The sequence below is a fragment of the Pseudomonas sp. LBUM1661 genome (assembly GCF_059695925.1).
Genome location: NZ_CP166794.1, coordinates 2,573,375 through 2,586,305, shown reverse-complemented (window position 1 = coordinate 2,586,305; position 12,931 = coordinate 2,573,375). Strand labels below are relative to the sequence as shown.

The following is a 12,931-nucleotide window of genomic DNA, read 5'->3' as shown; positions in this document are numbered from 1 at the left end:
TTCGCTGTTTTTTAGAACAACTACAAAAACAATAAGGTGAACATCATGAGCCGTATCTTGACCGAGGCCGTCAGCCGCCGATCATTCCTGGTATCTGCCGGCGTCACCGTCGGCGGTGCATTTGCCGCTAACCTGCTGCCTTCCAGTGTCTTCGCCGCCACCAAACCGATCGTGTTGCGCTACACCAGCAGCCTGCCCGACACCCATCCGTTGAACAAACAGATGAAGGCCGCTTCGGAAGCGATCAAGGCCGAAACCAACGGTGCCGTGGACCTGCAGGTGTACGCCAACGGCGCCATGGGCGGCGACACTGACATGCTGTCCCAGGTGCGCGCCGGGGCGATCGATTTCATTCCATTGCCAGGCGCGATTCTCTCCACGCTGGTGCCGGCCATGTCGATCGAAAGCATGCCGTTCGCGTTCAAGGACTACGAGAGTGTCTGGGCCGCACTGGACGGCAAGCTGGGCGAGCACGTGCGCGCCAAGACCGAGAAGGTCGGCCTGATCCCGATGGAGAAAGTCTGGAACAACGGCTTCCGCCAGATCACCAGCTCGACGCGCCCGATCTACACACCGCAAGACCTCGCCGGGTTCAAACTGCGCGTGCTGGTCAGCCCGCTATGGACCTCCATGTTCAGCGCCCTGGGCGCCTCCCCGACCGGTATCAGCATCAACGAAACCTACTCGGCGCTGCAGACCAAAGTCGTCGACGGCCAGGAAAACCCGCTGGTGGTGGTCGAGTCCGCGCGCTTCTATGAAGTGCAGAAGTACTGCTCGATGACCGACCACATCTGGGGCGGTTTCTGGATCGTCGCTTCGGGCAAGACCTTCCCGAAACTGCCCGCCGATATTCAGGAAATCGTCTCCCGGCAGATCAATGCCGCCGCGCTGGTCCAGCGTCAGCAAGTGATCGATCTCAACGCCAGCCTGGAGCCGTCCCTGACCGCCCACGGCATCACGTTCAACAAAGTCGACCGTGCATTGTTCAGGACTGATCTGCAGTCCAAAGGCTTCTACACCCAATGGAAAGACAAGTACGGCCCGGAAGCCTGGAGCTTGCTCGAACAGTACGCGGGTCAACTGTCCTAAGCCGGAGACAAGGTCATGAAAAACGAACTACCAATGACGGATGTTTCTCCCGCTGAACGACTCAGCCCGCACCACACCACCTTTCGTCTTGGCCGCGCACTCGACACTGGCCTGCGCTGGCTGACCGAGGGCAGCGCAGCGTTGCTGGTGATCATTGAAGTCACGCTGCTGTTCTGCAATGTGTTCTCCCGTTACGTGCTCAACCAGCCCATTGTCTGGGGTGACGAACTGGCCTCGCTGCTGTTTCTGTGGCTGGCGATGCTCGGTTCGGTGGTGGCAATGCGTCGGGGCGAGCACATGCGGCTCACCTCGTTCATCGGGCGCTTGCCTGCGGAGAAACGTGCCTTTATCGACACCTTGGGCGCGGTGATCGTCATCACCTTCATTGCGCTGCTGTTCACACCGGCCTGGGAGTATGTCAGCGACGAGTGGATCATCACCACCGCCGCCCTGGAAATCCCCAACGCCTTTCGCGTGTCCGCCATCGCGGTCGGCCTGAGCCTGATGCTGATGACCTGTGTCGCGCGGCTGTTGACCAGCGCGCGGCTGATCGACTTCTCCGTATCCGTGGCGATGCTCGCTTCCCTGGCCGGGTTGCTGTGGGCGGCTGAAGGCACGTTGCTGCTGATGGGCAACTGGAACCTGGTGCTGTTTTTCATGATCGGCGTGATGGCGATGATCGTCATCGGCGTGCCGATCATGGTGGCGTTCGGCCTGGCCACCGTGGCGTATCTGTCGACCATGACCAGCACGCCGCTGACGCTGGTAGTCGGTCGCATGGACGAAGGCATGGCGAGCCTGATTCTGCTGGCCATCCCGTTGTTTGTGTTCCTGGGTGCACTGATCGAAGCCATGGGCATGGCGCGTGCGATGATCCGTTTCCTCTGCTCGTTGATCGGCCATGTGCGGGGCGGCCTGTCGTATGTGCTGATCGGCGCGATCTACCTGATCTCCGGGATTTCGGGTTCCAAGGCTGCCGACATGGCCGCCATCGCGCCGGCGCTGTTTCCGGAAATGAAGAAACGCGGTGAGGATGAAAACGAACTGGTGGCGATGCTCAATGCTTCCGGTGCGATGTCGGAAACCATTCCACCGAGCCTGGTGCTGATCACCATCGGCTCGGTGACCGGCGTGTCGATTTCCGCGCTGTTCACCGGCGGTTTCATGCCAGCCGTCGTCGGCGCGATTGCCATGGCCGCCGTGATCTGGTGGAAGAACCGCAAAGGCGAGGCCTCCACCGGCAAACGCGCCACCGGCAAGGAAATCGTCCACTCGCTGTGGGTCGCGATACCGGCACTGGCCCTGCCCTTCGTGATCCGCACCGCGGTGGTTGAAGGGGTCGCCACCGCCACCGAAGTTGCCGCCATCGGCGTGGCTTACACCTTCATCGTCGGTTTGCTGTGCTACCGCTGCTTTGACTGGCGACGCCTGTACCCGATTCTGGTCAGCACCGCGTCGTTGTCCGGCGCGATCCTGATCATCATCGGCAGCGCCACCGCCATGGCCTGGGCGCTGACCCAGTCGGGCTTCTCGCACCAGTTGGCGCAGGTGATGTCGACCGTGCCGGGCGGTGCGATGGGCTTCCTGATCATCTCTGCGGTGGCGTTCATCCTCCTCGGCAGTTTTCTGGAAGGCATCCCGGCCATCGTGCTGTTCGGGCCACTGCTGTTTCCGATTGCCAAAGCCATGGGCATCAACGACGTGCACTACGCCATGGTTGCGATTTTCGCCATGGGCCTGGGCCTGTTCGCACCGCCCTTTGGTGTCGGTTTCTACGCCGCATGCGCCATCGCCAAGGTTGATCCGAGTGGCGCCATGCGCCGGGTCTGGCCGTACCTCGGCGCGCTCGTGGTGGCGCTGGGCGTGTTGATCGCCGTGCCTTGGATCTCTATCGGTTTCCTGCCGACCAAATGATCACCCTTTGACATCCCGCCGATGGTCGCAGCCCCGACTGTCGGCACTCAACCTCGAGGTTGCTTATGAATTTCTCTACGCTTCAAGCAGGTACTGCCACCGAGCGCCGACTGATCGTCGACCGCGAACGCACCATCTCGTTTCTCGGCGAGGACTTGTGCATCTACGCCACGCCCCGACTGGTGGACGACATCGAACAGACCTGCCTCGATTACCTGCTCGGCTTCGTCGGTGAAGGCGAGAACACCGTCGGCGCGGCGGTCGATATTCGCCATGTCGGCGCCACGCTGCTGGGCATGTCGGTGAGCATCGTTGCCACGGTCACCCGCATCGAGGGGCGCAGCGTCACCTTCAATATCGAGGTGCGCGATGACGTCGAACTGGTCGCCACGGCGGCGCATACCCGGGTGCTGGTGAACGTCGCCAAACTGCGCAGCCGCGTCCAGGCCAAGGCCGAAGCGGCCGCCGCCGGAGAAGTCGAAGACGGCGTGCTCAGCCCCTCCCAATTCGCGTCGCGCTGAGTCAAGGGACGACGTCATGATCACTCTCCATGAACGCAACGGCTTACCGAACCTCGCCGCCGAGGATGCGCTACCGATTGTCGACGCTCACCATCATTTGTGGGACCTCGGCAACGGACGTTATCCGTGGCTGCAGGACGAGTATCACGAGGCGTTTTTTCTTGGTGACTATCACAGCCTGTGCCGTGATTTCCTGCCGGAACAGTTCCTCGCCCTGACCGAAAAACAACGGTTGGTCGGCACGGTGCACGTCGAGGCCGAACGTGCCCGCGATGAGCAGGTCGCCGAGACCCGCTGGCTGGAACAGGTGAATGAACGCTACGGCTTCCCGAACGCCATTGTCGCCCACGCCTGGTTCGATCGCGAAGACAGCGCCGAGATTCTCGCCGCCCAGGCTGCCCGGCCGCTGGTGCGGGGCATCCGCTCGAAACCGGTGACCTCGGCGTCACCGGATGTCTCGATTGCCGGGGCCAGCGGGACCATGCAGGACCCGAAATGGCTGGAAGGGTTTTCGCGGCTGGCTCATCACGGGCTCTCCTGGGATCTGCGGGTACCACCTTGGCACTTGGCCGAGGCCGCTGAAGTGGCGGCGATGTTTCCGCAGATCCGGATCGCCCTGAACCACACCGGTTTCGCCTGGGATCGCAGCCCGGAAGGCATGGCGCGCTGGCGCAAAGGCCTGGAAGCGCTGGCCTTGCAGTCCAACGTACACATCAAGCTCTCGGAATTCGGCCTGAAAGATTCGCCGTGGAACTACGACGACAACCGCGTGGTGGTGTTGACCGCACTGGACATCTTCGGCCCCGAGCGCTGCATGTTCGCCAGCAATTTCCCGGTCGCCGGATTGCGGGCGTCCTACGACACGATTGCCGATGGCATGGCCACGATGCTCGCGCCCATGGGCCGCGCGGTGCAGGAAGCGGTGTTCGCCGGCAATGCCCGACGTTTTTATCGACTGGAGGAACAGCATGCATAACGTATCGGCCATCGACTGGCGCGCGCGTTTTCTCGCCAGTGGCGAGGACGCCGACCTGCCCATCATCGATGCTCACCAACACTATTTCGACATCGAAGCGCATTACTACCCGTGGCTGAACGATCGCCCGTTGCGGCCCTTTCGTTATGGCGATTACTCGTCGATCTGTCGCAACTTTCTGCCCGAGGACTATCGCGCTCTCACGGGCAACCATCGCATCGTGCAGACGGTAGTGATCGAGGGCGAATGGGACCCTGCAACGCCGGCCGATGAGGTGGATTTTGTCGCGTCGCTGGCGAACACCGAGCCGACGCTGGGCGCCATGGTCGGTCAGGCTTGGCTGGATCGTGAAGAGGCCCCGCAGCTGTTGCGTCAGTACGGCGCGCACCCGTTGGTTCGTGGTGTGCGGCACAAACCGACGGTGACCCGCCGCGAAGCGTGGCGTGACGATTTTGCCGCGCCAGGCTCGATGCGTGATTCCCGTTGGCGCGCGGGTTACGCGCAACTGGCTGAAAACGGACTGCACTTCGAGTTGCAGGCGCCGTGGTGGCATCTGCCTGAAGCTGCCGAACTGGCCAGGGATTTTCCTGACGTGACCATCGTGGTCAATCACACCGCGCTGCCGTCCGATCGTTCCGACGAAGGCCTGGCGGGTTGGCGCAAGAACCTGGCCCTGTTGGCCCGCGAGCCGAACGTTGCCTTGAAGATTTCCGGCATTTGCATCCCCGGCGAGGCATGGCCCGTCGAGTCGAACCGCGTGGTGGTGAACGATGCGATCTCGATCGTCGATGTCAGCCGCTGTGCGTTTGCCACCAATTACCCGGTCGATGGCGTGGTGAATGGCATGAGCGAATTTCTCGACGGTTTCAAAACCATCGTCCGGGACCGCTCCCGGGCTGATCGGCTGGCCCTGTTTCATGATAACGCCCGGCGTATTTACCGGCTGACTTGACCCTCATTTGAACAGCTCATCAGGAGTTCCCATGTTTGAAGTTTCAGGCCACAACTACATCGCTGGCACTCGCTCGGCAAACGGTTCGAGCACGCTGCAAAGCCACGACGCCAGCACTGGCGAAGCACTGCCCTACCGCTTTCATCAGGCGACCGCCGATGAAGTGAATGCAGCGGCAGAAGCGGCAGCTACTGCTTTCCCAACGTTCCGCAACCTGTCGGCCGCGCGCCGCGCCCAATTTCTCGATGCCATCGCCACGGAACTCGATGCGCTGGATGAATCGTTCATCGCCCTGGTGTGCCGGGAAACCGCCCTGCCCGCCGGGCGCATTCAAGGTGAACGAGCGCGCACCAGCGGCCAGATGCGCCTGTTTGCCACGACGCTGCGACGCGGCGATTTCCATGGCGCGCGCATAGACCGTGCGCTGCCGGATCGCCAACCGCTGCCCCGCCCCGACCTGCGTCAATACCGAACCGGATTGGGCCCGGTCGCCGTGTTCGGCGCCAGCAACTTCCCCCTGGCCTTCTCTACCGCTGGCGGCGATACCGCAGCGGCACTCGCGGCCGGTTGCCCGGTGGTGTTCAAGGCCCACAGCGGGCACATGGCGACCGCCGATTACGTCGCCGATGCGATCACTTGCGCGGCGAAAAAAACCGGCATGCCTGATGGCGTGTTCAGCCTGCTCTACGGCAGTGTCGGTGAGGCACTGGTCAAACATCCGGCTATTCAGGCGGTAGGTTTCACCGGCTCGTTGCGCGGCGGTCGGGCGTTGTGCGACATGGCGGCGGCGCGGCCGCAACCGATCCCGGTGTTTGCCGAGATGAGCAGCATCAACCCGGTGTTGCTGATGCCCGAAGCCCTGAAGGCACGCGGCGACAAAATCGCCAGCGAACTGGCTGCTTCCGTGGTACTCGGCGCTGGTCAGTTCTGCACCAACCCTGGTCTGGTATTGGGCATTCGTTCGCCGGAGTTCAGCGCATTCCTTGAGCGTTTCGCGGCATTGATGGGTGAGCAACCTTCGCAAACCATGCTCAACGCCGGCGCGCTGAAAAGCTATTGCCATGGCCTGGATAACCTCCGCGCTCACAGCGGCATGACGCATTTGGCCGGCGCCGAGCAACAGGGCAACCAGGCGCGGCCGCAATTGTTCAAGGCTGATGTCAGCCTGTTGATCAGCGGTGATGAGCTTTTGCAGGAAGAAGTGTTCGGCCCTACCACTATCGTGGTGGAAGTTGCTGATCAGGCCGAGTTGCTCCAGGCATTGCACGGTTTGCGTGGTCAGTTGACCGCAACCCTGATCGTAGAAAACTCGGAGCTCGGTACCTTGAACGAGGTGCTGGCGCTGCTGGAACAGAAAGTCGGGCGCGTGCTGTTCAACGGTTACCCCACCGGCGTCGAAGTCAGCGATGCGATGGTTCACGGCGGGCCGTATCCGGCGACATCGGATGCGCGCGGCACGTCGGTCGGGACGTTGGCGATCGATCGTTTTCTGCGGCCGGTGTGTTTCCAGAATTGCCCCGACAGCTTGCTTCCCGAAGCGCTGCAGAACGGCAATCCGCTGGGCATTAACCGATTGGTTGACGGTGTCAGCGGCCGCGATGCGCTGTAATCCACCCAAGTAGCGCTGTCACTAACGCCCACTGCTAACAACCACTCCCGCGCCTGTTGAGAAACAGGCGCCGGACACGCTCGTCTCAAAAAACGCTGCATCCACACAACAACAAAAACAGAGGAAGTCTCATGCAAGTTCGACGTCACCCGACACTGCGTTTATCCAAAATGATGTTGGCGGTCACCGCTGCCGTTCTGCTCAATTCAAGTATTTCCCAACTGGCGGTTGCAGAAACCGCACCGACCGCGACGCCAGCGCCTATGCAATGTGCAACTGAAACGACACCGCGCTACACCAAAACCCCGACCGGTTACCTCATGGTGCTGCGCATGGGCGACAACGCCTTCAAGGAGCTGACCAAACTGGCCATCGCCGAAAAGATCCCGAGCGCCTCCATCAGCGGTATCGGCTTTGGCAACGTGAAGTTCGGTTTCTGGAACAAGGATAAAAAGGACTTCGACGCCAAGACCTTGAACAGCGTCGAAATGGCGAGCATCACCGGCTCCGTGGCGTGGAAGAACGACCAGCCTTCGATCCATATGCACGGCGTCGCCGGTGACGCCACGTTCCAGGCCTATGGCGGCCACATTCTCGATTTTGAAGTCACCACCGGTTCAATGGAAATCACTGTCATCGTCCATCAGCGTCGCCTGGAACGCGGCATCGATCCGTGCATCGGGGCCAATGTCTTGGGAATTTAACCCAAGTCCCACTCACCCAAGAGCATCGCTCCCGCAGGCATCGAACGTTGCCAAGTTCCGCGCTGGCGGGAGCCACCCATACACAGCATTCGCGGACCAGTCCGCTCCCACCTTCAAATTACAAAAATAAAGGGGCGATACACATGAGCGGTAAGAAGACGGCGGTAACTTTTGCACTGGGTGCCCTTGCACTCAGCACCCAGGCGCAGGCGGACTTTCTGAGTGACAGCAAAGCCACGTTGGGGATGAGGAATTTCTACTTCAATAATGACAACCGCGACGGCACCGCCACGCCTTCGAAAACCGAAGAGTGGGCGCAGGGTTTCATGCTGGACTTCAAGTCCGGCTACACCGACGGCACGGTGGGTTTTGGCGTCGACGCACTGGGTTTGATGGGGATTACCCTCGACAGCGGCAAGGGACGGCACGTCGGCAGCAGCATGATTCCGTCGGACAGCGATAACAGCGCTGTTGACGAATGGAGCCGGCTGGGGTTGACCGGCAAGGTCAAAGTTTCGAAGACCGAACTTCGATTGGGCACGCTGATGCCGAAGCTGCCGATCCTGGTGTCCAACGACGGGCGCCTGCTGCCACAAACCTTCGAAGGCGGGCAAATCACCTCGGGCGAATTCAAGGACCTGACCCTCACAGGCGGGCGCATTGAACATGCGACAGGCCGGGGTTCAAGCGATCAGACCGGACTGGCGGCCACGGGCGGCACCCGAGAAAGCAATGAATTCGACTTCGCCGGCGCCGACTGGAAGGTCACCAAAGACCTGACCGCCCAGTATTACTTCGCCAACCTCGACAACTACTACACCCAGCAGTTTTTCGGCCTGATCCACACCCTGGCTATCTCGGACAATCAGTCCCTGAAAACCGACCTGCGTTACTTCAACACAGACTCGTCCGGTGAAAACAGCTCAGGTACCACAGGCTACAGAATCAGTGGCTTCACCAAGAACGGTGATGGCGAAATCGACAACCGCACCTGGAGTGCCGCGCTGGTTTACACCGTGGGCGCCCATGCCCTCACGGCGGGTTACCAAAGCGTTTCGAGCGGCAGTAACTTCACTCAACTGAGCCAGGGCAACCTGCCAGACAAAGGTGCTGGCGGCGCCAGCCTTTACCTGTACACCGACCGCCTGATTCAAACCTTCACCCGCGCGGGCGAACGCACGTCTTTCGGTCAGTATGCTTACGACTTTGCGGGCTTGGGTGTGCCTGGGTTGAAGGCGTCGGTCATTTACCTCAGCGGCGACAACATCAAGACCACGACCGGCGACACGCAAAAGGAATGGGAACGGGATATCGCCCTGGATTACACGATTCAATCCGGCGCGCTGAAAGGGGTCGGGTTTGGCTGGCGAAATGGCAAGTCCAACAGTGAAGCGAGCCGCGATCAGGACCAGAATCGCTTGATCGTCAGCTACAGCATTCCGCTGCTCTAACACCGCGACACCCAGACATTGCGCGCACTTCGAGGACGCCGGCCTGGCCTCTTACCTCAGCGCTGACCTTGCGTCAGCGCTTTGTTTTTGCGGGCCGAATGTCATCACTGCACGCGATTGCGCCCATTGCGCTTGGCCCGGTAGAGCGCATCGTCGGCACGGGTCACGAGCGTTTCCAGGGTATCGCCGGTTTTGGACAGCGCCACACCAAAGGACGCCGTGATGGTGTCGAGCACCGTGTCGGTGACGCGGGCCTTGATCCGCAATGACTGAATTTTCAGGCGCAGCTGTTCAGCAAATGCGCGCGCACTGTCGAGAGCGGTGCAGCCTTGCAGGATCACGCAGAACTCTTCGCCGCCATACCGCGCCGCCACGGCTTCGGCCGGCAGCGCGTTGCGCAGCACCTGGCCGACATGTTCGAGTACCCGGTCACCCAACGGATGACCGTACTGGTCATTGAATTGCTTGAAGTGGTCGATATCCAGCATGACCAACGCGACTGTCTCGGGCGCCTTGCGCATGGCCTTTTCCAGCACGCGGTTGAAGGCATTTCGGTTCAACACCTGGGTCAGGCCATCCAGCGTGGCAGCCCGGCTGGTACTTTCGAGCTTGTCACGCAGGGCCTTGATCTCGTTTTGCGCGGCGCGCAGCTGGAAGAGAAACAGCGCTTGCTGGTCCTGCATCAACTGAGTGCTTTGTTGCAGCTCGTTGAGGATGTTCGGCAGGTTTGTGTCCAGCGGTGCCTCAAGCATTTCCAGGCAATGGCCCAAACTGTCCTGATAATCGCGACTGCCGCTGACGCTGCGCGAGACGTCCCGCTCCATGCCGTCGACCAGATTGATCGCTTGCTGCTGCCCGGCCCGGGCATCTTCCAGTTCGTCACGAATGATGTAATCGCGGAACAGCTTCGACGCGGACTCAGGCGGGAAACTGTCGAAGTCCTTCACCACACGATCCAGGTGGCGATTAAGTTCGGGCTCGACACCTTTGCTGTAGGTATACCAGAGGGCGTAGTGCACCGGATTCGGCGGAATGTTGTGACGCACCATCAGCGGCACCGCCTGCTTGAGCAACGCAGCCGCTTCGCGGGAATCCTCGGGATATAACGCTAGAGCATTTGTTCGTGTCTCTGATGGGTTCATGCCGTCACTGTTGTTTATTAAAGGAAAACGGAAAGTAGCCGGAGCATAACCGCACGCAGGGCAAACAGCCATGTCCTCGCGAACTGCGTGCGGGAAAAAAACAGGGGGACATTCGAAATAAACTGAACTGGCATTGAGCCACTAGTGTCGTAGCGGCATACCAGGAGAATCGGATGACCCGCCCTCGGCATTTTCAAATCACCTATTGCTTCAACAAGCAGCGGCACATTTTTGTCCAGCCAGACTCGCACATGACCGATGAAGACGCCTGGTACTACGCGTGCCTGTATGCGGGCGTGGATCTTTTGTATGGGGAAATCCACTCTGAACATCACGACGCGCAGCTGCGCGAACACGCCGAAAAGTCCGGTTTGACGCAGGTCAGATGGGAAGAACTGCCATAACGCCGACCTTGTAGCCGCTGGCTTCGCCAACGGCTACAAGGAGCGGGCTTGCCCGCGATGAGGCCCGCTCAAACAATCGAGGTCTTACTGCCCCACCGCTACGCGGGTAGCCGCCTGCGAAGGCGTCACGATGCTGTTCAAATCAATATACTTCCACTCAGGCTTGGCCCCCAGCCGTGCATTAAACCGGTAGTTAAAGGTGAAATCGTCGGCCGTCGGCACACTCAACGGCTTGCCGTACACCGCCTCGACCCCCGCCAGGTCATACCCCATCAACTGCAGCAACGTCGGGAAGATGTTGTAGTGGCTGGAGCGATCCTTGTTCCCCGCCAGTTGCGCCTGCCAGTCAACGATCTTCAAACCGCTGCCCTGGATCACCACCAATGGCACCAACCCTTCCTCCTCCACCGGATCACCGCCACAGTGCGTGTTCAAGCCCGGATTGCCCCGCTCATGCAGGTCCTGGCCATGGTCCGAGGTGTAGATCAGCAAGGCGTTGTTCAAGTTCGCCTGAGCAAACACCCGTGAGAAGAACTCCCCGACATTCCACAACAGCGTGTTCTTGTAGGCGTTGCGGTACAGCACCCAATCATCCGGCTGGCCATTGAAGCCATCACGCTGGCCGGTGTCCGCTACCTCGACAAACTGCCCGCGCGGCAAGGTCGGACGGTAGGCCATGAACGCATCCGGGTATTTGTCGTGTACCGGAAAATGCGCGCCGACCTTGTTGATCACCACCAACGCTGGCTGGTCATCGTTGAGCAGTTCGATCAGCTTTGCCGCCGCCGCCATGTCGCGATCACGCACGCTGGTCTGGTCGAATTGCACAAATTCGTCGATGTCTTTTTTCTCGGCGTCGTTCATCAGGTTCTGCAAATTGCCGGCGGTGCGCTGTGCGTCGATGTAAACGGTACGCAGGCCGGCTTTTTTCGCGTATTGCCAGATCGACGGCAGCGTGCTGTTGATGCGCATGTAATCGGCGCGGGTGCCGCCGTAACGCAAGGTGACGTTGGTGTCGGCGCTGCAATTGGCAATGGAGGCGGCGTAGCCGTAGTTGAAGATCTCGACCCCGGCACGTGGCTCCTTGAGATTGCTGTGCACGCCGAACGGCGCGTTGATGTCCAGGTAATTGCCGGAAATGCTCTCGTCGATGATCAGCACGATGTCGTGGCCCACCGGTTGATCGGCGCGTGCCAGTTTCACCGGTTCACGGGGACCGACGGTGTTGTGCAGGGCTTCATAGGTAAACAGATTCAGATACGCCAACGGCGTGTACATGATCGGCAGCCCCCGGGCGCCCTCACCCGCCCGCATAAACAGCACGGCACTGAGCAGCAGCACTCCGAGCACCGGGGCTGCCACCAGCAATGCACTCGGCAACGGCAGGCGTCGACGCGGCTTCAGCCCGATGCCGAACAGCAGCAGCAAACCACCGAGCACCCCACTGGTGATCGCATCGCGGTACTGGTAGGCCGCTTCCTGAATGAATCCGCCGGAATACACCAGCGACACAAAACTGCTGTACGTCAGGTAATCAGCCGTGACGCGGGTATAGACGTCGAAAAACACCGCCGAGGCAAACATCGTCACTGCAAACAGGTGACGAACCAGGGTTTGGCGGATGTACGCGGTCATAAACAGCGCCACCGTCAGTGCAATAAACATCCCGGCAAACAGCACTACCGGAAAGCCGATACCCATGGCACTCAGACGTTCGACGTAATAGTCGTAGTTCTTCAGTAGATAGATAACTAACAGCAATTCTTTGAGGTATCGAATCATAGTATTTGCACTACTCGCTGAAGTCTTTTGGCCAATAGATTGTCGGCCATTTCTTGACACTAGCACCGAGCCATCAGAGCGCAAGAAATGTCGGACTTTCCCTAAAAGCGTCAAAAAAACGTTGACTCAAAAATGACACACTCAAGTGGCTGAAGGCCTTGTAATTCAGGGCCTACGACCGTTTATCGCTTTCTTTTAAATGTGAAAAACCCGTCAAAACCGCGGCAAAGCCATCTACGACAAGCACTTGATGGCCATTCGCCCCCAAAAATGGGGCTGTCAAACCAAAGCAACATGTCATTTTGCTGACACGGTTTCCCACGGCTGGGCTATACCCCTTTTGACAGTCTTATTTCACATCTTTCCACCGTCTTACGAGGCACGCCA

The 12,931-nt window shown here is 60.0% G+C and carries 11 protein-coding genes; 9 read left to right on the top strand and 2 right to left on the bottom strand.

Translation table 11 applies throughout. The features are described from left to right. Positions 1-45: 45 nt before the first annotated feature. From ACA057_RS11980 to ACA057_RS11945, 8 genes are all read left to right on the top strand, one after another. Positions 46-1,089: a TRAP transporter substrate-binding protein gene (locus ACA057_RS11980; protein WP_497348545.1), complete on the top strand. Its 1,044-nt coding sequence runs from the start codon at positions 46-48 to the stop codon at positions 1,087-1,089. A 15-nt stretch (positions 1,090-1,104) separates the two neighbouring features. Next, a complete protein-coding gene (locus tag ACA057_RS11975) occupies positions 1,105-3,003 on the top strand; it encodes a TRAP transporter large permease (RefSeq protein WP_497348543.1) in 1,899 nt (632 codons plus the stop codon). Positions 3,004-3,068: 65 nt separating this feature from the next. Then, complete coding sequence (locus tag ACA057_RS11970) at positions 3,069-3,524, top strand: thioesterase family protein (RefSeq protein WP_497348541.1); 456 nt, start codon at positions 3,069-3,071, stop codon at positions 3,522-3,524. A 16-nt stretch (positions 3,525-3,540) separates the two neighbouring features. Continuing rightward, positions 3,541-4,500 (top strand): amidohydrolase family protein, encoded by a 960-nt coding sequence (locus tag ACA057_RS11965; protein ID WP_497348539.1) that lies wholly within the window; start codon positions 3,541-3,543, stop codon positions 4,498-4,500. Further along, on the top strand, positions 4,493-5,452 hold the full coding sequence (locus ACA057_RS11960; protein WP_497348537.1) for an amidohydrolase family protein: 960 nt from the start codon (positions 4,493-4,495) through the stop codon (positions 5,450-5,452). The genes ACA057_RS11965 and ACA057_RS11960 overlap by 8 nt, the downstream gene beginning before the upstream one ends. Before the next feature lie 31 nt (positions 5,453-5,483). Then, positions 5,484-7,061, top strand: a complete 1,578-nt coding sequence (locus tag ACA057_RS11955; RefSeq protein ID WP_497348535.1) for an aldehyde dehydrogenase (NADP(+)) — start codon at positions 5,484-5,486, stop codon at positions 7,059-7,061. A 131-nt stretch (positions 7,062-7,192) separates the two neighbouring features. Continuing rightward, positions 7,193-7,765, top strand: a complete 573-nt coding sequence (locus ACA057_RS11950) for a PPC domain-containing DNA-binding protein (RefSeq protein ID WP_497348533.1) — start codon at positions 7,193-7,195, stop codon at positions 7,763-7,765. A 143-nt stretch (positions 7,766-7,908) separates the two neighbouring features. After that, entirely contained in the window at positions 7,909-9,216 is a 1,308-nt protein-coding gene (locus ACA057_RS11945) for an OprD family porin (protein ID WP_497348531.1), read from the top strand. A 104-nt stretch (positions 9,217-9,320) separates the two neighbouring features. Here ACA057_RS11945 and ACA057_RS11940 read toward each other — a convergent pair whose 3' ends face one another. After that, entirely contained in the window at positions 9,321-10,358 is a 1,038-nt protein-coding gene (locus tag ACA057_RS11940) for a GGDEF domain-containing protein (protein WP_497348529.1), read from the bottom strand. Positions 10,359-10,531: 173 nt separating this feature from the next. Here ACA057_RS11940 and ACA057_RS11935 point away from each other — a divergent pair, with 173 nt between their 5' ends. After that, on the top strand, positions 10,532-10,762 hold the full coding sequence (locus ACA057_RS11935; protein ID WP_497348527.1) for a DUF6555 family protein: 231 nt from the start codon (positions 10,532-10,534) through the stop codon (positions 10,760-10,762). Between the two features lie 84 nt (positions 10,763-10,846). On the opposite strand, the gene ACA057_RS11930 is transcribed toward ACA057_RS11935, so the two are convergent. Then, positions 10,847-12,544 carry a sulfatase-like hydrolase/transferase gene (locus ACA057_RS11930; protein WP_497348525.1) on the bottom strand — a complete coding sequence of 566 codons (1,698 nt, stop codon included), beginning with the start codon at positions 12,542-12,544 and terminating at the stop codon, positions 10,847-10,849. Positions 12,545-12,931: the final 387 nt, after the last annotated feature.